Source organism: Tellurirhabdus rosea (assembly GCF_026278345.1).
Lineage (GTDB): Bacteria > Bacteroidota > Bacteroidia > Cytophagales > Spirosomataceae > Tellurirhabdus > Tellurirhabdus rosea.
This window is the reverse complement of record NZ_CP111085.1, coordinates 2,191,933-2,212,165: the sequence shown is the minus strand read 5'-3', so window position 1 is coordinate 2,212,165 and position 20,233 is coordinate 2,191,933. Positions and strand designations below refer to the sequence as shown.

At 57.2% G+C, this 20,233-nt stretch carries 17 protein-coding genes; 4 read left to right on the top strand and 13 right to left on the bottom strand.

Translation table 11 applies throughout. The annotated features are described in order from the left end of the window. Positions 1–213 precede the first annotated feature (213 nt). The gene (locus ORG26_RS09245; protein WP_266368655.1) at positions 214–2,577 is read left to right on the top strand and encodes a TonB-dependent receptor; all 2,364 of its coding nucleotides are present in this window, start codon (positions 214–216) and stop codon (positions 2,575–2,577) included. Positions 2,578–2,649: 72 nt separating this feature from the next. After that, entirely contained in the window at positions 2,650–3,474 is an 825-nt protein-coding gene (locus ORG26_RS09240; RefSeq protein WP_266368653.1) for a DUF4249 domain-containing protein, read from the top strand. Positions 3,475–3,550: 76 nt separating this feature from the next. Here ORG26_RS09240 and ORG26_RS09235 read toward each other — a convergent pair whose 3' ends face one another. The 8 genes from ORG26_RS09235 to ORG26_RS09200 form a co-directional block, all read right to left on the bottom strand. Further along, positions 3,551–4,669, bottom strand: coding sequence for an IS110 family RNA-guided transposase (locus tag ORG26_RS09235; RefSeq protein ID WP_266368651.1), 1,119 nt, complete (start codon positions 4,667–4,669; stop codon positions 3,551–3,553). A 276-nt stretch (positions 4,670–4,945) separates the two neighbouring features. After that, complete coding sequence (locus ORG26_RS09230) at positions 4,946–5,974, bottom strand: LLM class flavin-dependent oxidoreductase (RefSeq protein ID WP_266368649.1); 1,029 nt, start codon at positions 5,972–5,974, stop codon at positions 4,946–4,948. Positions 5,975–6,117: 143 nt separating this feature from the next. After that, the gene (locus ORG26_RS09225) at positions 6,118–6,546 is read right to left on the bottom strand and encodes a GldM family protein (protein ID WP_266368647.1); all 429 of its coding nucleotides are present in this window, start codon (positions 6,544–6,546) and stop codon (positions 6,118–6,120) included. A 50-nt stretch (positions 6,547–6,596) separates the two neighbouring features. Further along, on the bottom strand, positions 6,597–7,253 hold the full coding sequence (locus ORG26_RS09220; RefSeq protein WP_266368645.1) for a DUF4369 domain-containing protein: 657 nt from the start codon (positions 7,251–7,253) through the stop codon (positions 6,597–6,599). Positions 7,254–7,424: 171 nt separating this feature from the next. Further along, entirely contained in the window at positions 7,425–8,642 is a 1,218-nt protein-coding gene (locus tag ORG26_RS09215; RefSeq protein ID WP_266368644.1) for a DUF2264 domain-containing protein, read from the bottom strand. Between the two features lie 157 nt (positions 8,643–8,799). Then, the gene (gene blaOXA / locus ORG26_RS09210) at positions 8,800–9,621 is read right to left on the bottom strand and encodes a class D beta-lactamase (RefSeq protein WP_266368642.1); all 822 of its coding nucleotides are present in this window, start codon (positions 9,619–9,621) and stop codon (positions 8,800–8,802) included. Between the two features lie 6 nt (positions 9,622–9,627). Further along, positions 9,628–11,061 (bottom strand): hypothetical protein, encoded by a 1,434-nt coding sequence (locus ORG26_RS09205; RefSeq protein WP_266368640.1) that lies wholly within the window; start codon positions 11,059–11,061, stop codon positions 9,628–9,630. A 195-nt stretch (positions 11,062–11,256) separates the two neighbouring features. Continuing rightward, positions 11,257–12,549 carry a hypothetical protein gene (locus tag ORG26_RS09200; protein WP_266368638.1) on the bottom strand — a complete coding sequence of 431 codons (1,293 nt, stop codon included), beginning with the start codon at positions 12,547–12,549 and terminating at the stop codon, positions 11,257–11,259. 288 nt (positions 12,550–12,837) lie between these two features. Between ORG26_RS09200 and carB the strand changes: the two genes are divergently transcribed. Both carB and ORG26_RS09190 read left to right on the top strand, forming a co-directional pair. Then, the gene (carB, locus tag ORG26_RS09195) at positions 12,838–15,714 is read left to right on the top strand and encodes a carbamoyl-phosphate synthase large subunit (protein WP_266368636.1); all 2,877 of its coding nucleotides are present in this window, start codon (positions 12,838–12,840) and stop codon (positions 15,712–15,714) included. 267 nt (positions 15,715–15,981) lie between these two features. After that, positions 15,982–16,404: a response regulator gene (locus ORG26_RS09190; protein WP_266368634.1), complete on the top strand. Its 423-nt coding sequence runs from the start codon at positions 15,982–15,984 to the stop codon at positions 16,402–16,404. 94 nt (positions 16,405–16,498) lie between these two features. Here ORG26_RS09190 and ORG26_RS09185 read toward each other — a convergent pair whose 3' ends face one another. The 5 genes from ORG26_RS09185 to ORG26_RS09170 all read right to left on the bottom strand — a co-directional run bounded on the left by ORG26_RS09185 (position 16,499) and on the right by ORG26_RS09170 (position 20,119). Continuing rightward, entirely contained in the window at positions 16,499–16,909 is a 411-nt protein-coding gene (locus ORG26_RS09185) for a response regulator (protein WP_266368633.1), read from the bottom strand. Positions 16,910–16,990: 81 nt separating this feature from the next. Further along, a complete protein-coding gene (locus ORG26_RS09180) occupies positions 16,991–19,213 on the bottom strand; it encodes an ATP-binding protein (RefSeq protein WP_266368632.1) in 2,223 nt (740 codons plus the stop codon). A gap of 88 nt (positions 19,214–19,301) precedes the next feature. Continuing rightward, positions 19,302–19,526 carry a Uma2 family endonuclease gene (locus ORG26_RS23515; protein WP_323134430.1) on the bottom strand — a complete coding sequence of 75 codons (225 nt, stop codon included), beginning with the start codon at positions 19,524–19,526 and terminating at the stop codon, positions 19,302–19,304. Positions 19,527–19,571: 45 nt separating this feature from the next. Continuing rightward, entirely contained in the window at positions 19,572–19,862 is a 291-nt protein-coding gene (locus ORG26_RS23510; RefSeq protein WP_323134397.1) for a hypothetical protein, read from the bottom strand. Positions 19,863–19,945: 83 nt separating this feature from the next. Further along, positions 19,946–20,119, bottom strand: a complete 174-nt coding sequence (locus tag ORG26_RS09170) for a hypothetical protein (RefSeq protein WP_266368631.1) — start codon at positions 20,117–20,119, stop codon at positions 19,946–19,948. Between the last annotated feature and the right edge of the window lie 114 nt (positions 20,120–20,233).

Sequence of the window (20,233 nt, the reverse complement as noted above, 5' to 3'; positions counted from 1 at the left end):
GGGAGAATGGATTGGATGCGGGAATGGACAACTCGAAAAGAAGCCGTCCGGCCGGTTTTACTGATGCACGGCCTGTACGGTTTCGTGAACGGTCGGGCGTTCAGCCCGCCAATTCAGGGCTTTATCCGCCAAATCTTCCGGTTCGGTATCTTTTTGTGGTCCGGTCGGCGGCGTCGAACTAGTTTTGAGCCGTAAACAACGAATACTTCCTCTATGAAACAGTTCTTCTTCCTCACCCTGACGGCGCTCCTGACGGCCTTCGGTGCCGTAGCTCAGGAGCGCGTCACGGTGAGCGGCTACATCAAAGATGCCGCCAACGGCGAGGGCCTCATCGGTGCCACGGTGCAGGTCAGGGGCCAGTCGCTCGGCGCAGCCGCCAACGAATACGGATTCTACTCGCTCACCCTGCCCAAAGGTTCCTACGAACTGGTCTGGTCGTACGTCGGGTACGAACCGCTGACCCGGACGGTCGCGCTGACGGCGGGCCAGAAAATGGACGTCCAGCTGAAATCCGCCGATGTGCAGATGCAGGAAGTTGTGGTGAAAACGACCAAACCCGAGCAGAACGTCACCAGCCTCGAAATGGGCGTGAGCAAGCTGGAAATGAAAACCGTCAAGGCCATGCCCGCCCTGCTGGGGGAAGTGGACGTGGTGCGGAGCATCCAGCTGCTGCCGGGCGTTTCGACGGTGGGCGAGGGCGCGACGGGTTTCAACGTCCGCGGCGGCAACATCGACCAGAACCTGATTCTGCTCGACGAAGCGCCGGTCTACAATTCCTCCCACCTGCTGGGCTTCTTCTCGGTCTTCAATCCCGATGCGGTGAAAGACCTGAAACTGGTCAAAGGCGGGATTCCGGCCCAGTACGGCGGTCGGCTGTCGTCCCTGCTCGATGTCCGGATGAAAGAAGGCAATTCCAAACAGTTCTCCGTCTCGGGCGGCATCGGGACCGTTTCCAGCCGTCTGACGGTCGAAGGGCCGATCCGGAAAGACAAAAGCTCGTTCATCGTGACGGGTCGCCGGTCGTATGCCGACTTATTCCTGAAAGCTTCCCCGAATCAAGACTTGCGGAACAACATTGCCTACTTCTACGACCTGACGGTGAAAGTCAACAACACCATCGGCCCCAAAGACAAGGTGTTCGTTTCGGGCTATTTCGGCGCGGACGTGTTCAGCCTGAAAAGCCCCGACAGCGGCGATTTTCGCATGAGCTGGAAAAACAAAACGGCTACCGTGCGCTGGAATCACCTGTTTTCGGACCGGCTCTTTGCCAACTTTACGGGCGTTTACAGCGATTATTACTACAATCTGGGCGTACCGTCCGGGCCGCAGGCTTTCGACTGGACCTCGAACATTTATAACTACAGCGGCAAAGCGGACTTTACCTATTACCTGAGCACCCGCAACACCGTCAGCTTCGGCGCCCAGGCCATCCGCCACCGGTTCACACCCGGCAACGTGAAGCAGGAACGGGAAGGCTCGATTGTGAACCCGATCAGCATGCCGGAAAAGCACGCGATGGAATACGCCGCCTACCTGGACAACGAGCAGTCGATTGGCCGGAAACTGAGCCTGCAATACGGCCTGCGCCTGTCGGCTTACCAGTACCTCGGTGCCGGCACGACGTACGATTATGTGGGTGAACCGAACCGAAAACTAACGCCGACCAACCCGCAGACGTACGGCAAAAACGAAGCCATTGCCACGTACGCCAACCTGGAGCCCCGCTTCTCGCTGCGTTACTCGGTCGATGCATCCAGTTCGATCAAGGCAACCTACAACCGCACGGCCCAGTACATTCACCTTATTTCCAGCTCGACGGCGGCCTCCCCGCTCGACCTCTGGTATCCGACCACCAGCAACGTGAAACCCGAGCGGGCCGACCAGGTGGCCGTAGGGTACTTCCGCAATTTCAAAGAGAACGCCATCGAAGCTTCCGTAGAGGGTTTTTACAAAACGATGGAGAACCAGATCGACTACCGCGACGGCGCCCAGACGCTGCTGAACGAGCACCTCGAAGGCGACCTGATGTACGGCCGGGGACGGGCTTACGGGGCAGAGTTTTACCTGAAGAAAAACACGGGCCGCCTCAACGGCTGGGTCAGCTACACGCTTTCACGCTCGGAGCGTAAAGTGGCCGGACTGAGCAACGACGAGTGGTACGCCGCCAAATACGACCGTCGCCACATGCTGTCGGTGGTCGGAATTTACAACCTGAACAAGCGGCTGAGCCTGTCGGCCAACTTCGCCTACAATACCGGCGTGGCGACCACGGCCCCGAACGCCCGCTACGAATGGGACGGCATGACGCTGCCGCATAACACGACCAACAACCGCAACGCCTTCCGGGTCCCGGCTTACCATCGTCTGGATCTGTCGGCGACGCTGCAGGGCAAGCGCAACCCGACACGCCGCTGGCAGGGCGAGTGGGTGTTTTCGGTTTACAACGCCTACGGCCGCCGCAACGCCTTTACGGTGTATTTCCGGCAAGCCGAAAACAATCCGCAGCAGACCGAAGCCGTCAGGCTGTCCATTCTCGGCGCGGTGCTGCCTTCGGTGACGTATAACTTCAAGTTTTGACATTGAATATCTGACACTTGACGTTGGAAGGCGGCGCTCAGGCGCTGGCCGGAACGTCCTCCCTAAGAAATCATGAAATCACGCAACAACGTATACCTTCTCCTGCTGAGCCTCTTCAGCCTGACGGCCTGCACCGACGTGGTCGATGTGGACCTCGAAAAAAGTGAACCGCTGCTGGCCGTCGATGGGCAGATCACCGACCAGCCCGGCCCGTACACCGTACGCCTGAGCACGACGGCGTCCTATTTCAGCAACACGACGACCCCGGCCGTTACCAACGCGACCGTCGTCATCCGGGATAGCGAGGGCGTCTCCGAAACCCTGAAGCAGACAACCCCCGGCGTTTACGTCACGAGCCAGCTCCGTGGGAAAGTCGGCCACAAATACACGCTGACGGTAAAAGCCGACGGACAGGAGTATACGGCCGAAACCGAAATCCGCCGCGTATTCCCGCTGGATTCCATCGCCGCTGAGTTCAGAAAGGAAAGTCTGGGGCAGGAGGAAGGCTATTATCTGAAAATCTACGGGCAGGAAATCGCCGGGAAAGGCGATTCGTACCGCTGGAAGGTCTATCGCAACGATTCGCTGTTGAGCAAGCCGGCCGACCTTATTTTCTTCGATGATCTGTACATTGACGGCAACTACCTGAACGGCATTGCCCTCGGGAACGGGCCTTTCAAAAAAGGGGATAAAATCCGGGTGGAAAACCTGTCGCTGACGGATGACGCCTATCAGTACATCGTCGAGATTTTCAACAACACGGCGGCGACCGGCGGGCTGTTCTCCAACCCGCCGGCCAACGTCCGGACGAACATCCGCAATGTAGCTCCAAACGGAAAAAAAGCCGTCGGCTGGTTCAACGGCTCAGCCGTCCGGCGAGTAGAGAAAACCATTTAATGTATCCACGGACTAAAGCCGCTGGTACTGTCGTGAGTTGCAAGTTTTGGGTTAGTATTTTTTCAATATCTTTGACCTACCTGTAGGACAAGCAGGCTTCGGCCTCTTGATCCTGTGTAGTCCCGCTAGTCGGGACTATTTTTTTAGCCTGGTCCGATACGTTCTTTGTCGTAGTTGGAGAGTAACTAGGCTCGTACTCAGACCCGTTGCGCCAGAGAGCATAACATAGAGTAAGCAGCTTTTTCTGGACGGCTACATACGCTTTCATTTTGATGCGTGATCGGCTATAGACCCGCTCATAAAGGGCGGCACAGCCAGGTTCACCAAAACGCACCGCATTAAGAGCGGGTAGATGCAAGATACGACGAATGCGACTGTTCCCTTTTTTTGAGATGCGCGTCTTACCGATATGTTTGCCCGATTGGTTTTCCACTACGTCATAGCCAGCAAAGCTCACTAGTTGCCGTACGTTCTCAAAGCCCGTGAAGCCATTTGTCTCTGCCACTAGTGTAGCGGCCGACAGTCGGCCCAGCCCCTTGATGGCACTCAGCCGATCAATGCCTTCCCGTAAAGGTTGATCATCGTCCAGCAGATCATTAATGGCCTGACTGATTTCGGTCAACTGCCTGTCATAGAGAGCAATGAGGTTATTAAGCTGTTTGAGGATGAACCCATCGCTGAACTGGCTGTACTCAATAGAGTGCTTTTGATTCTGGCTTTGGGTCTTCAGTTCCTGTAACCTCTGGTGTTGACGAGTTAGCATCCGCAGACTGTATATGTTCTTCGAGAGTGGTTGCCAAAGCGGCAGTTGCTGTTCAAGCGTCATACGAGCCAGCCCTTGCGCATCGATGCGGTCATTCTTGGACTTGAGACCCAGGCTTTTGAGGTAGTGCTTTGCTTTGTTTGGCAGGACCACACTGACCGATTGGTCTTTGGTAAACAGATACCAGGCCAGGGTCTCATGATAAACGCCTGTGGCTTCCATGACATAGCGAACCGGTAGGTCTGTCTGCTTACAGTGCTTTCCTAGCCAGGTCATTAGTCCTGAGAAAGCGGCCGCCTTGTTAGCTAGTTTAGTGGTTCCTTTAACCGTTACTTTTCCGGTGGTGTCGATGACGGAAACACAGACAAGAATGGTGTCTTTGCCAATGTCAAAGCCCACCCCGTAACGCAGGAAGGAAGCTGTCGCTTTCATAGTGGATAAGGGTTGGAGGTAAACTGACCGCTTCTCTCGTCTTTTGCACATGTATGCAGGATTACAGTACAGAACCGTATCCATAGGTACTGTTGAAGTTACTGAGAAAAAGCAGGGTGGGCAGATAGACCAGCGGCACAACATCGCCTTGAAGACGTGTTAACGGCGGAACACGGGCTGCTGCCCACCCTTGTCAGGGACTAACCCAAAATTGCACTCTTTCCAACTATATCAAAGAAGTTCAAAGATATGAGCGGCGGACCGTCCGTGGATACATTATAGCGCCTTCCGGACGGCGGGCGCCACGACTGTTCCGAGCAGCTCGATGGCGCGCATGACCTTGTCGTGGGGCAGCGTTCCGACGCTGATGTGCAGCAGGAAGCGGGTGTTGCCAAACAGTTCGTATTCGTACAGAATCTTGTCGATCACCTGCTGCGGACTGCCGACCAGCAGCGAGCCGTCCGGTTCGCGCATCATTTCGAAATGCTCCCGGTCCATCGGCGACCAGCCCCGCTCGCGCCCGATTTTGCTCATCACGTAGGCGTACGGCCCGTAGAATTCATTCGCTGCTTTCTGCGAATCGTCGGCGATGTAGCCGTGGGAGTTGATGCCTAACTGAAGTCGGGCGGGGTCGTGCCCGGCCTTTTGCCAGCTTTCCTTGTAAAGCCTCGTAAACGGAACAAACCGCTGCGGCATGCCGCCGATGATCGCCAGGGCCATCGGCAGGCCGTAACTGGCCGCCCGGACCACCGATTCCGGCGTACCGCCCACGGCCACCCAGATGGGCAGTTCGGGCTGGTGGGGTCGGGGATAAACGCCCCGGTTGTCGATGGACGGCCGGTGGTGCCCCTCCCACGTAATTTTTTCACTTTTATTGAGGCGAACGAGCAGGTCCAGTTTTTCGGCAAAAAGCGAGTTGTAGTCGTTCAGGTCATTGCCAAACAGCGGAAACGACTCGATGAACGACCCCCGGCCCGCCATGATTTCGGCCCGACCGCCCGAGAGCAGGTCCACGTGCGCAAAATCCTGAAAGACCCGGACGGGATCATCCGAACTGAGCACCGTTACGGCGCTGGAAAGCTTGATATTCTTTGTCTTAACCGCCGCGGCCGCCAGCACGACCGCCGGGGACGAAACGACAAAATCGGAACGGTGGTGCTCCCCGATAGCAAAGACGTCCAGGCCCAGCTGGTCCGACAGTTCGATTTCTTCCATCAGGTTCATCATCCGCTGGTGCGGGCTCAGCAGCTTCCCCGTGGCCGGATCGGGCGTATTTTCGACGAATGTGGTGATGCCGATTTCCATAATTTAATGTATCTACACCTTTTTGGCTGTAACATCAGAACGGCCTCAATTCGTTGCAAAATCGGTGACTTCTGTTTGATCGGTAAACAAAAAAGCCGTTCAAATGCTTGAACGGCCGGTTTTCGTTGACTGCTGAATCAGGCTTAATAAAGCGGAATCGAGTAAACGATGTGATTCGGAAAGGCTTTCACCTGGCCGTTTTTGTTGCGAAAATAAGCTTTCTCTATTTCCACAACGTACCGGTCCCCCGGCTGCGCCTGAGACGCCAGTGTTTCCAGCGACCCCTTACCGTTCCAGGCAATCACCGCTACCCTTGGATTCTCGCGGGCGAGATTGATGAATCCTTTCTCAATCACAACCTCCGCTTCGGGCTTACCCGTCTGCGAATCGGGGGCGCTGGTCGCCGTCAGGGTTCGGCTGTTGAGCGGAACTCCTTTCGACTCATCAACGGGTTTGCCATCGAACAGGAGCGTAAGCGTGAATTTCGGCTCGGGAGAAGCCTGAGCCAACAGCGCGGACGGGGCTAAAAGACAGCCAATTAGGCAAAGACGGAAAATCAGGGATAGGCGCATGGTTGGAAGGGTTTGGCGTGATGTATCCCTGAAACGCCGACGGCCGTACTTTATTGAATCAGCTTCTCCAGCCGCTGCGCCACCGTGTGTTTCCTCAGGTCGGCATTCAGGTTTTTGTACAAATTCTGCACCTCGTTTTTGGGTAGCTGCGGCCAGTACCAGTTGAGCAGATACAGGCTCAGCAGCGAATTCGGAGCTGCCTGAATGCGCTCCTGCACCTGTCTGGACTGTTCGGCTTTCAGGCGCTTTTCGTCCTCTTCAATGCGCTGCAGCAGGTCCTTATCGTTGGGCGCGTTTTTCCGTTCGTTGTAGAGCGTCATCAGCTCGTCGCGCATGGGTTTGTCCACTTTTTCCTGAAACTCCAGCCAGGAGTCGGTCAGCGGAGAGCCTTTGACGGTTGCCTCGCGGAAAGCCTCTTTCGTGCCTTCCAGCGTCAGGTTGCCGTCCCAGATGAATTGCACCTGCCCGGGCAGTCCTTCGACGCTCACATTGTAAAAATCGACTTCCGGAATCGTCCGGGAAAACGTGAAGGTGCCATTCTGCGCCTTCACGGCATCCACCGTCACAACTTTGCTGTTTTTGTTGTCGGTCTTTTTCAGATAGACCATAACGCCATCAAGGCCCGGCACAGCGCCGGTCAGCCTGACGGAGTGCTGGGCAAAAGCTACCGAAAAGGTGCTCAGGAGCAGGAAGAGAATCGTTTTCATAGAAGTATGGTGTTTTGTTTCTCGCCGCTGCGACGGTTCGCCGCTGCGACGCAGATTTTAAACGCAGATTTTCGCAGAGATACTTGGCGTGAAGCCGCCAGTCGCCGCGAGAGCTACCCTAAACAACAAAGCCTTTGGCCGGTTGATTGACGAACCGATTGTCCGGTCCTTTCAGTACGCGTGATCGGCTTTAATGTCCTGTCCGGACCAGATTTTACGGGCGGTCCAATCCTGGGCGGGGTTGCTCCAGAACGGGTCGTCGGCCGGGAGGCCCAGCGGCACAAACGCGGCCGTGCAGAGGTACAGGCTTCCGGTGGAAATGTAGGTTTCGCCGATGGAAGGCTGGTGGCCGCACAGCCCGATCTGGAGCCATCCGCCGCCGTCGTACGTGCCCGGTGCTTCCATCGTCCGGCGGATCACGGCCGTGAGGGCCGAGCGGACCTGCGCGGGCGTCAGTTCGGCGGGCAGCTGTTTCTGCAAAGCCATCTGCGCCAGGTGCTGAAACGCCCCGCAGCGGTAAGCCAGCGACCGTCCGTAGGCCGCAAACGAGCCATCCGGCGCAATCATCCGTTCCTGAATGACGGCGTACCGCTGCGCCCGGGCCAGTACCGTTTCATACAGCCCTTTCTGGCCTTTGCCCGCTTCCTGCATCGTCCGGACAATGTCAAGCATCATCGGCTGGATAACAAAGCTGTTGTAATAATCCCAGTGGAAATTCGGGCCGTCGCCGTAAGCCCCGTCGCCCTTGTACCATTGTTCGTGCTGGCGGAGCGCGTAGTCGAGGCGCATTTCGTCGGCCTTACCGGTGAACCTGAGCAGGGCCGCTTCCACCATGCCGCTGAAAAGCAGCCAGTTGTTGAAACCCGGTTTGATGGCGCGGGTGGAAGTCAGCGCCGCCACCAGATTCTGCTGCGTTCTGGCGTCCAGTTTTTCCCACAACGCTTTGGGTGCGCGGAGGAGGGCGTGGGCCAGAAAGGCGGCGTCCACCAGCGGCTGCCCGCCGGACGTGAAGTTCAGAAACGTCGGGGCCTGCGGGTCAACGGAGCGGGCGATGGCCTGCCGGGCCAGTTCGCCGAAACGCTGCTGCTGGGACCGTTCGGCCGCCGGAACCTCCGCGTCGAGCCAGGGCGACAGGCCCGTGAGGGTTCGGCCGAGGGCTTCGAGATAGGTCACCTTTTTGCGCCCTTCCAGTTGTTTCGGGGCCGATTCCACGGGCATTTTGTCCTTCAGTTGCCCGGCGGCGGCGGCGGTGAGCACGGGTCCGGCCACTTTCAGCAGCGTCTGGAGCCAGTAGGCCCGGTCGTCGGCGGGCGGCGTTTGGGTGAAAGCAAGCGACGGGGAAATAGCGGGGGTAAGGGCCAGTCCGGCCAGAAAATTTCTGCGCTTCATGGGGTAAAAGGTATAGGTCGAGAAGGCGGGGGGTGGAGGGATTTACTTTTGTGGATTTATTTCTCGCAGATTGCCGCAGATTTTAAGCGCAGATTCTCGCTAAGACTTTCTGCGGAAATCTGCGCTTAAAATCTGCGGCAATCTGCGAGAAACCATTTCACAAAATCCCCATTTCCTTCAAAATCGCCTCCGTAATCGCCCGGCGGCCCGGCACGAAAGTCGGCGGAGCGGGCGAGGGGCTTTCCACGTTCGTCGCGAAATAATAAACTTTATCGCCTTTTTCGACGTACCCGACAAACCAGCCCGTGTTGCCTTCTACCGAGTTGACACCCACGTCGGGCAGAGAGGTGACCCAGCCGGTCTTGCCGTACAGCCGGTAGCCTGGTTTTTCGTCGAGCAGCATCACTTTCTTCAGAATGCCGAGGCTGCGCTTGGAAAACGGGACTTTCCCTTCGTGAATCCGGCGCAGAAAATCGACCTGCTGTTCCTGCGTAATGCGGGAAGCGCCTTCCAGCCAGAATCGGTCGAGGTTTCCGGCCGAAATGTCCAGATTGCCATAATCGGCTTTGCTGACCCATTTCTGCATCCGCTCCAGGCCGATTTTGCGCGCCAGTTCCTGATAACACGGCACGCAGGAGGCCGCAAAAGCCGTTTTGAGCGTGTGGTCCTGGTTCCAGGCTTCGATATCGCGTTTGACACCGTCCCATTTCATCGGGCTGTTCTCGTCTTTCAGAACGCCCGTTTCCAGCCCGACGAGCGTGTTCATGATCTTGAAAGTCGAGGCGGGCAGAAATCCCTTGCGGCACCGTTCAAACTGGTAAGCCGTGTAGTGGTCGCGCTGCGGGTCGTAGAGCAGAAAAGAGCCGGTGAGCTTTTGCTCCTTGAAAAAGCGCTCAAAATCCGGCCGTTCGGTGATGCGGGCGGCGGGGCGAAAACTGAGCAGAAGAACGGTGGCAACGAAGAGGACTAGCGGTTTCATTCCGGCTTACGGCGTCGTGGTGATGGCTTGCAATTTAAGAAACTTTCCCGGTCCGCCCCGCTCTCCCAGCGCCGGTTCGAGGCCAATGACGGTAATCTGGCCGTTCCAGTTGCGGGCCCGGCTCATGTCGAGTTCGTAGGTCCGGTATTCCCCGTCGCCGATGATCGGAAAATCCAGGACGCGGTCGGCCAGGTACTCGGGGTCGCCGGGCTTGCGCCAGCGAAAACGGGCCTGCCGGGCGTCGGTTTTGAAGGCCGCCCGGATGTAGATTTTGGGAATGGAAGCGGCGTCCCAGAGCACCCCGGGGCCGGTCATCAGAATGTCGGACCGGTCGAGGGGCAGGTTGATTTCGCCTTCGATGGGCCAGCCTGTATCCCGCCCGAAATCGTAGAAATGCCAGTGCTGCCGGTCCTTGACGAAGCGGTAGTTCGGTCCGGCCGACGGGCGCGGCTGCTGGTAAACCCATTTACGGATGTCTTCCAGGTTGCCCAGCACGAGGGCGTAGGTGTATTCATAGACGATGTTGTGGTCCAGAATTTCGTAGTAGGTGGGCCCCGCATTGGCCGTCCCGAAATCGTACTCGAAGCCCGTGCCTTCGGGGCCGTAGGTGCCCGCCACAAAGTCGTACTGATCCGGTTGCCAAACGCCCAGTCCCCAGTTTTGTTCGTTCACCATCGCCACCCAGTTTTCGGTGGTCTGCACATACTGCGTTTTGCCGCGGCTCTGGATGCGGGTGAGGGCATCGTTGGTGAAAGGTTTCAGGCCGTTATACGAAAAAATGCGGTAGTACGGGGCGTTGAGGTACACGGCGGGCAGTTCCTGCGGGAGGGCGGCGTACTGCGTTTTGTCGGGGCGATTGTTGGTCAGGCGGCAGCGGACGTGGACGGCATTGTCTTTCAGGCTGATCCAGGTTTCAAAGGTGGCCTGCCCGCGGACGTTGTTGAGTGCCCACTGCGTCGGTTCGGTTTTGATGTAAAGCTGGGTGCTGTCGTTGCGGAAATCCAGCACGCGCGCCCCGTTGCCAAAGACATCGCCCGACTGGATAGGGTTCCAGCTCATGTACGACCAGGCCGGGTGAATCTGCGCCCCCGGCGGCACGTACGGGCTTGGTCCCGAGTAGAACGAAGCCTGAATCTGCCGCCCGAGGTCGTAGTTGTTGACCATGTTGGTGCTCAGGCTGAGCAGTGACGCAGTGGCCGGAGCCAGAAACGTGATGGCCCCGCCCCGGGCCAGGTCGATGCCCACCCGGACGATGCCGTTGCTGAGGAAGGTCGGGTCGGCTTTGGGCTGCGGTGCGGGCGGCACCGACGGTTCGCCCACCGTTCCCGGCGGGGTGTTGGTCGGCGTGGAGTACGTGATAGGTCCCCAGACGCGCTCCTCGTATTCGTAGCAGCCGACCAGCAGAACGGCAAGCAGGAAGATCAGTCTCAGGCGTGGCATAAACAGGGTCGTTGCAGGGCGAAAAATACAAAAAGTCGGGGGAAGTTGGTAAGCATGAGCCCAAACTTAATCGCCATTAAAATAGCGTAAAGTATCATCAAACGGCATCTACCAGTTCATCGCGGCCTTCCGCAAGCATGGTAAAAAATAATCGGCGGGACCTACGCGCCGCGCAGACCCCGCCGGGGTTGTCGCTTAGCGGTTGGCTTCTGAGAGCCAGTGAAACTGCCGTTCGGCGAGCTGGAATTGGTGGTTGGTGCGGCGAAGCGTCACGGTCAGGGAATCGCCGCGGTAAAGGCCGCGCAGAACGAGGCGGCTGGTGTCCGGGCGGGCGAGCCGAAACGTCAGGACGGGCAGGCTGTCGCCCGAAAGCTTCTTGAACGCCAGCGTCTGCTGGGTGGAGTCCAGCCGGTAAACAAAATAGCCGCGCCGATACCGCTGCCGGAACAGCGTGTCCGGCGTCTGAATGCTGCCCGAAGTGGTGGTTTCGAACACCACATTTTGCCACCGCAGCGAATCCGGCAGGCTGGACCGGAACTCGGTCACTTCGTAGAAACCGGCCTTCAGCGGTCCCGGCGGCGAGGGCGGCGATGAAAATGACTGATACGTCTGATACAGCGGCATAATTCCGAAGAAGAACACAAAAGCCACCTTGAGTACCGTCTGCGCGATGCGGGCCGGCCTGTTCGAAAAACGCAGCGACCGGCTGGGCTGCGTCGGGCGGTTGAACACAAAAAAGTCGAGCAGGCGGCGGGCGTCGCTGACCAGCAGCAGGTTGCTGAACACAAACAGGTGCGTGGAGAACAGCTTCACCGGAATGTCGTAGCAAAAATTGAGCACCATGACGTTCAGGAAAACACTGGCCGACACAAACGCACCCAGAGTCGCCGTGCGTCGCCACAGCAGCAGACCCCCCGCCAGCACCTCCACCGCGCCCGAGAAGAATTGATAGGGCTTGGAGTACCCGATAAAGAGCCACGAAAACCGCATCGGCAGCAGATCGCCGAGGGGCGTAGCCAGCTGGCTCAGGCTGGGAAAAGACATTTGCAGTCCAAACAGCTTAACAATGCCGTAGGAAAGGGCCACCGATGCCACGTAGTAGCGCAGGACCACCAGCGTCCAGTAAGCCAGCCGGTCGTACTGGCGGCGTTTGTCCACCAGCGACCAGAAGACCATACCCAGCAGGGCGGCCAGGGCAAAAAAGGACAACTGGGCGTACCCGTAGGACGTATCACCGCTGCCGTTGAAGGGCACCAGCTGGTCTTTGATGTGGAAAAGGTGCTGATTGGCGGCCGTGACCAGCCAGTTTTCGGCCTGGTTATACCCGTCGCTCAGGATGCTGATACCGGGAAACATTCCCAGCCAGGTCAGCGGCGACAGGTACAGCAGTAAATAAATGGCGGTAAAGCGGAACAGCAGCCGACGCCAGAGCGGCCAGGGCGCAGGGGTGAAAACCGAAACGGCCGGAGCCGCAGGAGCTTGAAGCATAGGGCAGGGTAGTCAAGTGAGCCCGGGAAGATACTCAATGGCGGCGAACGGTTCAAGAAGGGTTTATCGGAAGGTTTTCGAACTTTTTTTAGTCATCTGTTTCGCATTCCCCCTCATTCGACTAATTTTGTGCAATTTTTTGACCATACCGGAACAGCCTGGCCGGCGCTCCGGTTGTGCCTGTTCATGACTTGATTGGCATTCTGTGTTTTGCGGGCCGGTTCGTTTCAGTGGGGTCAGTGGAGTATCCAAACCGATATTCATAAGACTTTCTTTTTCCGCTGAAAAATGCCCAAAGATTCTTCCCTCCGCTCGGTTCTCATTATCGGCTCCGGCCCTATCGTCATCGGTCAGGCGTGTGAATTCGACTATTCCGGCTCGCAGGCGGCTCGTTCGCTGCGCGAAGAAGGCATCGAAGTGTCGCTGATCAACTCCAATCCGGCCACCATCATGACCGACCCGATCAACGCCGATCACGTCTACCTGAAGCCGCTGGAAAAGAAATCCATCGTCGAAATCCTGCAAAAACACCAGGATATGGGTCGCCCCATCGACGCCGTGCTGCCGACCATGGGCGGCCAGACCGCCCTGAACCTCGCCATCGACTGCGACAAGGCCGGCGTCTGGACGAAGTTTGGCGTCCGCATCATCGGGGTGGACATCAAGGCCATCGAGACCACGGAAGACCGCGAGAAATTCCGGCTCAAAATGCTGGAACTGGGCGTGGGCGTCTGCAAAGGCCGCACGGCGCGGTCTTTCCTCGAAGGCAAGGAAATCGCGCAGGAAATCGGCTTTCCGCTGGTGATTCGCCCGTCGTTTACGCTCGGCGGAACCGGCGGCGGCTTCGTGGAACGCCCCGAAGATTTTGACAAAGCTCTGACGAACGGCCTGCACGCCTCGCCGGTCCACGAAGTACTGGTGGAACAGAGCGTGATGGGCTGGAAAGAATACGAACTGGAACTGCTGCGCGACGGCGCGGGTAATTTCATCATTATCTGCTCCATCGAAAACTTCGACCCGATGGGAATCCACACGGGCGACTCCATCACGGTCGCCCCGGCCATGACCCTGCCCGATACGCTCTACCAGAAAATGCGCGACCTCGCCATCATGATGATGGACGGCATCGGCAAATTTGCGGGCGGTTGTAACGTGCAGTTCTCGGTCAACCCCGAAACGGACGATATCATCGCCATCGAAATCAACCCGCGCGTGAGCCGCTCGTCGGCCCTGGCGTCGAAAGCAACGGGCTACCCCATTGCCAAGATCGCGGCGAAAATGGCCATCGGCTACAACCTCGACGAACTCATCAACCCGATCACGGGCTCGACCTCGGCCTTCTTCGAACCGGCCATCGACTACGTGATCGTGAAGGTGCCGCGCTGGAACTTCGACAAATTCCCCGGCTCCGACCGCTCGCTGGGCCTGCAGATGAAATCCGTGGGTGAAGCGATGGGCATCGGCCGGAACTTCCAGGAAGCCCTCCAGAAAGCCTGTCAGTCGCTCGAAATCCGCCGCAACGGCCTCGGCGCCGACGGCAAGGAACTGACCGACCAGAAGGCGCTTACCGAAAGCCTCGGCCACCCGAGCTGGAACCGGCTGTTCCACATCTACGACGCCTTCAAGGCCGGGATGTCGTTCCGCACGATTCAGAAACTGACCAAAATCGACCCGTGGTTCCTGCACCAGATCGAAGAACTGGTGGAACTGGAGCGCGAGATTCAGAAATATGACCTCGACGACCTGCCGCCCGAACTGCTGCGCACGGCCAAGCAGAAAGGCTATGCCGACCGCCAGCTGGCCCACCTGCTGCAGGTCCGGGAAAGCAAGGTGTACGATTACCGCCAGAAGCACAACATCCGGCGCGTGTACAAGTGCGTAGACACCTGCGCCGCCGAGTTTGAGGCCAAAACGCCGTACTACTATTCGACCTTCAACAACGAGGTGCCCATCATGACCGACCGCCCCGAGCCGGTTTCGGACCTGCCGGGCAACGAATCGGTGGTGAGCAACCGCAAGAAAGTCGTGGTGCTGGGCTCCGGCCCCAACCGCATCGGGCAGGGCATCGAGTTCGACTACTCCTGCGTCCACGGTGTGCTGGCGGCGAAAGAGTGCGGGTACGAGACGATCATGATCAACTGTAACCCGGAAACGGTTTCGACCGACCCCGACATTGCCGACAAGCTGTACTTTGAGCCGGTGTTCTGGGAGCACGTCCACGCCATCATCCAGCACGAAAAGCCGGAAGGCGTGATCGTGCAGCTCGGCGGGCAGACGGCCCTGAAAATGGCCGAAAAGCTGACGCGTTACGGCATCAAGATCATCGGCACAAGCTGGGAAGCCCTTGACCTGGCCGAAGACCGGGGTCACTTTTCCAGCCTGCTCCGCGACCTCGACATCCCGTATCCGAAGTTCGGCACGGTGCGCGATTCAGAAGCGGCCCTCGACCTGTCGAAAGACCTGGGCTTCCCGCTGCTGGTGCGGCCGAGCTACGTCCTGGGCGGGCAGTCGATGAAGATCGTCATCAACGAGCAGGAACTGGAAGCGCACGTGATGAAAATCCTGAACGACATTCCGGACAACAACATCCTGCTCGACCATTTCCTCGAAAACGCCATCGAAGCCGAGGCGGACGCGATTTGCGACGGCGAGGACGTACACATCATCGGCATCATGGAGCATATCGAACCGGCGGGTATTCACTCCGGCGACTCGTACGCCCTGCTGCCGCCTTTTGACCTGAGCGAGAATGTGATCCGGCAGATTGAGGAGTACACGAAGAAAATCGCCGTAGCCCTGAAAACGGTGGGTCTGATCAACATCCAGTTCGCCATCAAGGACGAGAAGGTGTACGTCATCGAAGCCAACCCGCGCGCGAGCCGGACGGTGCCGTTCATCTGCAAAGCCTACCAGGAACCGTACGTGAACTACGCCACGAAGGTGATGCTGGGTGCCAAAAAGGTGAAGGATTTCGAATTCAAGCCCGTGAAAAAAGGGTACGCTATAAAGATTCCGGTGTTCTCGTTCAACAAATTCCCGAACGTCAACAAGGAACTGGGTCCGGAGATGAAGTCAACCGGCGAAGGCATCTACTTCATTGATGATTTGCAAGATGATTTCTTCCAGAAAGTCTACTCGGAGCGGAATCTGTACCTGAGCCGCTAAGCACGAAAAAGTAAGTGGGTGCCACGGCTTCAGGTTGTGGCACCCACTTTTTTTAGGAACGTTCGGGCAGGCTCTTCCTGCCGTTTGAGCCCGAAAGCCGGAGTCGCTGGTCGCCGTTTACCCGCAGGCGGCTACTCCGGGAAGACAAGGCCCTGCGCCGGCTGCTTCCGGCACCGGGCAACTCAGTAAGTTATTGGGCGTATAAAGTTGAATCTGTTTATCTTTCACGCTTTATTTCGTAAGGTGCCATTTTGTTCGCGTTGAAGTATGATTAGGCCTCGCCTGGTGCTGGTTGATGACGATGTTAATTTTTGCTTTGCCTTTCAGAAAGCACTCGAGGGGTATAATGCATCGATACGGGTAACTGTGTACAACAATGGCGCAGAACTGATCGAGGCGTTGGGGCAAATTTCGGTTCGGGACAAGCCGCAGCTTATCCTGATGGATCTGGACATGCCTCGTATGAATGGCATCGAGACCACAAAGGCTATTCGGCAGAATGAGCAGTACCGGGCCGTGCCCATCCTGCTGTTAACCAGATCCGAACAGCCGAGTGACGTGGAGAAAGCCTACCAGATGGGCGTGAACGCCTTTATTTCAAAGCCTTTTTCCTACGCAGAGATCAAACAGACGGTCCAGCAGATTGGCGATTATTGGCTGATGACGGGGCAATTACCGGGAGGAGCGTAATTCAGAAAACGTATATAGAGGAGCGTTACCCTGGGGCCGTGCGTCTACCGGCTTACAGATGTCCATGAAGCCGGAGAGGCCGTTTTTTAAGCCCTTAATGGACCAGCAGATCGTCCATCAGCCAGAAGCCGCAGAGCCGGCTCAGCACCGACCCAACACCTTTGTAATTGCTGGGTTTGCGGATGTAGGCATTGGCACCCAGTTCGTAGGCCCGCTGTACTTCCCGCGGCTCGTCCGAGGTGCTGTAAATGACAATAGGCAACCGACGCAGCCGGGCCACGGTCCTGAGTTCTTCCAGCACCTGAAGCCCGCTCAGGTCGGGCAGGTTCAGGTCCAGCAGCACCAGTCGGGCCGAATCTTTGGTTTGTGGGTCGGTCAGGTAATCGATGGCGGTTTTGCCAGTTTCGACAACTACGTAGCGGACGCCGACATCCAGCTTGCTGATCGCCCGGTTAAAAACCGCTACATCATTGGGATTATCTTCCACATACAGTAAGTCAACCATACGAGGTAAGTCTTGAGTTGAGTGTTTAAAAAAAAGAGTGGTTGTTGCGTTAAAAACAGGCTGTTTCGGAGAAATTAGCGCTCAGTTGGTGTCGGGAAAAGAAACCCAGAAGGTGGTTCCCTGCCCTACGGCACTCTGGTACCATATTTTTCCGCCGTGGCGGCCTACAATGCGTTTTACAATGGACAGCCCGACTCCGCTGCCTTCAATTTCGATCGCGTTATCCAGTCGCCGGAAAAGTTCGAACATGCGCCCGGCCTTTTTCATATCAAAACCAATACCATTATCCTGCACGGAGTAAATAACTTCACCCGGAGCACGACGTCCCTCGATAAACACGCGGGGGGCGGCGATAGGTTTGCTGTATTTTACAGCATTGGTCAGCAGGTTGGTAAACACCTGCGCCAGCATCGTCGGGTCGCCCAGCAGCGGCGGGGTGTCGCCCAGTTCAATCGTCACGGCGCTGTGGTGACTGTCGATCAGTACCTCTTCACGAATCTGATCCAGCAGCGGCCTCATCGGTACTTCCAGCCGGTGAATCTCCGACCGGCCCATACGGGAATAATTCAAAATGTGGGAGATGAGTTCCCCTAATCGGTCGGTAGACTGAATGATTTTGGTTAATAATTGCCGGGCGTCGTCGTCGAGGTTCGTCCCGTAATCTTCTTCCAGAATATCCGCAAAATAACGGATCGAGGAAAGCGGCGTCCGGAGGTCGTGCGAAACCGTATAGCTGAAGGCATCCAGCTCTTCGTAGGCCATCTGAAGCTGCCGGTTAAGCTGCCGGAGCTGGTTGGCCTGCCGGGTGATGGCCTGCAGAACGTTCTCGCGTAGTTTCAGTACCGCCGAAAGCTCGGCGTCGCTCCACGGCTGTGAAGTATGCCGAACCGTCTGCGACCAGGCTTCAAAACTTTTGCGGGGACTCAGCCGCAGGCCGCCTTCTTCCTGAACGGTAACCGATTTCTCCGGATTCCCGGCCCAGGTCACTTCCCGGAGCTGTTCGGGTTTGAACCACAGCAGGTATTCGCCCATCTCGCGGGAGAGGACGATGGCCAGCATACCGGCCGCCACCTCCGAATAGCTTGCGGCTTCCGGAAACTCGTCGGGTAGCCGGTGCGTCTGGTGAAACACATCGAAAGGATGCTTGTTCAGCCATTCCGCCAGCCGCTCCAGGGATTTTTCGTCGGGGGTCTGTCCCAGCTGGTGAATCCGCCCGTTGTAGATGAGTGCGGCCCCGGTGGCGCTGGTTACGTCGAGCGCAGTGACCGGGTGGGCCGTCAGCGCAGAGAAAAGATTAGCATCCTGCAGCAGCTGCTGGTGGAGCGTATGCTCGTGGTCCAGAAACTGACGGCGCTGGCTGGCGTCGGCTTCGCTTTCCCGGAATTCCAGCGCAGCCGACAGCAACTGGCTCACAAACTGGGCGGCCTGCCGGGTCGGGTAATCGATAAAGCGGGCTTCCGAATGGTGACAGGTCATCAGCCCCCACAGTTTCCCCCGGTACAGCAGCGAAAGGCTCATGGAAGCCCCGACGTTCATGTTCCGCAGGTACTCGATATGAACGGGCGAAACGGCCCGCAGCCCGGCATGGGTCATGTCCAGCGGCGCCGGGTGCCGCGACAGAATGGCCGTCGGCTGGCTGTAGGTATCCACAATCAGACGCACCGGGTTGAGCCGGTACAGTTCCCGGGCCTGTTTGGGAATGTCCGAAGCCGGGAAATGCAGGTCCATGTACGTCTCCATCTCGTCCGCTTTGTCTTCGGCGATGACCTGCCCGTGCCAGTCCGCGCCAAAACGGTAGACCATGACCCGGTCGAAGCCAATGATGGTCCGGACGCGGCGGGCGGTGTTTTGCAGGAGTTCTTCCAGCGATTTGCTCGACTGCAACTCGGCCAGCGCCTCGGCAATGAGCGGTTGGTGGCGAAACGCGCCGGTGGATTCAATCGTCGGCTCCCATTCCAGAAGAATCAGGCCGCCATGTTCGTGTACGACCAGGTCCCAGGGCTGCCCCATGATGGTAAACCGCTGCGGATTGATGCCGCTGGGCGAATCGCTGCGCTGGATAACCCGGATGAGGTTCACCAGGGCTTCCGGCGATTGCTCCGTGGCTGACAGCAGGGCATTGAGGGGAGCACCCAGAAGCTGCGCGGGCGCCGTTCCGCAGAAATCTTCAATTTGCGCGCTGACGTACTGAATCGTCAGGTTGTCGCGGGAAAGAGCTACCAGATGGCCGTGCGCCTGGATATAGCCCGGGATATGAATGGGTTCCTGTTCACAGGTGGATAAATCTACCAGAGGGATAGTCATTGAGTAAACGAAAGGGACATTTCTACAAAAGTACGACTACCCTAGAAATCTATTACTATGGTAGGGTCTATTTCCTGATGGGTGCGAATCAGGCAAACAGGTCGGCGACGGTGAAGCGAAACTCGGGCAGGACGGGCGCGGCCGTGATTTCGTCGGAGCCTTTGTAAACTTTCAGAAGTTCGGGGCTGCTGTAGGCTTCAATGCGCTTCTGTTTGGGAACAATGTACCAGACAAGCCCAGCGCCGCCGTCGAAGTAATCTTCCAGTTTATCAATCACGTCCTGATGGCTTTCGGATTCCGACAGAATTTCAATGGCAAAAAGCGTACTGACACGTTCGCCGGCGCGAATGGCGCTGATTTAGTCGGGAGTGAAATACGTCAAAGCCGGGATACGTTTGCGAAATAAGTCCACGTAGGAATCCGTTTCCGGCATCAATTCATGCCCTTGTCTGTAAGCGTCCGTACCGGCAAAAGCACGGAGCAAAAAACGCGCAATTAGAATTTCCTCCTGTTTTATACCATTTTTAGGAATAACCCGCCCGCGGACAAACTCGTAGCTGCCCTCGGTGACGTGCTGCCGCTCCCACTGCTCGAATTCCGCGATCGTTTGCAGGTGAACAGGCAGTTCCAGTAGCTTCTCCGTAACCATACTCTGAACGTTGATGTACTACCAAAGATAACAAATTCAGGGAGTTCAGGTATAAAAAAAGGCCGCTTTTGCGGCCTTTTCGGTCAGGAGCGATTCATGATGTTGCCCCCGTACGGCGCTGTCATTCGGGAGATGGCTTCAAACACAGGAGCGTTGGCAAGAATGAAGTTTCGTATGTTCTGTTTTTGAAAAATCCAATTTTCGCGGCGGCGGATCTGCACTTCCAGACCAGCCAGATTGAACCGAAGTACCTGCATAGCATCAGTAGTTTGGTTAGAAATGAGCCTGATAACTCCGACGGGGTCCAGGCCACTGTCAGGCTAATAACCAAATTATCAGCGACTTTGATTCTCCTATGTCGGGATAGTGCA

Coding starts and splice junctions, on each gene's coding strand:
- ORG26_RS09245 (WP_266368655.1), top strand. CDS start 214: ATGAAACAGTTCTTCTTCCTCACCCTGACGGCGCTCCTGACGGCCTTC.
- ORG26_RS09240 (WP_266368653.1), top strand. CDS start 2,650: ATGAAATCACGCAACAACGTATACCTTCTCCTGCTGAGCCTCTTCAGC.
- ORG26_RS09235 (WP_266368651.1), bottom strand. CDS start 4,669: ATGAAAGCGACAGCTTCCTTCCTGCGTTACGGGGTGGGCTTTGACATT.
- ORG26_RS09230 (WP_266368649.1), bottom strand. CDS start 5,974: ATGGAAATCGGCATCACCACATTCGTCGAAAATACGCCCGATCCGGCC.
- ORG26_RS09225 (WP_266368647.1), bottom strand. CDS start 6,546: ATGCGCCTATCCCTGATTTTCCGTCTTTGCCTAATTGGCTGTCTTTTA.
- ORG26_RS09220 (WP_266368645.1), bottom strand. CDS start 7,253: ATGAAAACGATTCTCTTCCTGCTCCTGAGCACCTTTTCGGTAGCTTTT.
- ORG26_RS09215 (WP_266368644.1), bottom strand. CDS start 8,642: ATGAAGCGCAGAAATTTTCTGGCCGGACTGGCCCTTACCCCCGCTATT.
- blaOXA (WP_266368642.1), bottom strand. CDS start 9,621: ATGAAACCGCTAGTCCTCTTCGTTGCCACCGTTCTTCTGCTCAGTTTT.
- ORG26_RS09205 (WP_266368640.1), bottom strand. CDS start 11,061: ATGCCACGCCTGAGACTGATCTTCCTGCTTGCCGTTCTGCTGGTCGGC.
- ORG26_RS09200 (WP_266368638.1), bottom strand. CDS start 12,549: ATGCTTCAAGCTCCTGCGGCTCCGGCCGTTTCGGTTTTCACCCCTGCG.
- carB (WP_266368636.1), top strand. CDS start 12,838: ATGCCCAAAGATTCTTCCCTCCGCTCGGTTCTCATTATCGGCTCCGGC.
- ORG26_RS09190 (WP_266368634.1), top strand. CDS start 15,982: ATGATTAGGCCTCGCCTGGTGCTGGTTGATGACGATGTTAATTTTTGC.
- ORG26_RS09185 (WP_266368633.1), bottom strand. CDS start 16,909: ATGGTTGACTTACTGTATGTGGAAGATAATCCCAATGATGTAGCGGTT.
- ORG26_RS09180 (WP_266368632.1), bottom strand. CDS start 19,213: ATGACTATCCCTCTGGTAGATTTATCCACCTGTGAACAGGAACCCATT.
- ORG26_RS23510 (WP_323134397.1), bottom strand. CDS start 19,862: ATGGTTACGGAGAAGCTACTGGAACTGCCTGTTCACCTGCAAACGATC.
- ORG26_RS09170 (WP_266368631.1), bottom strand. CDS start 20,119: ATGCAGGTACTTCGGTTCAATCTGGCTGGTCTGGAAGTGCAGATCCGC.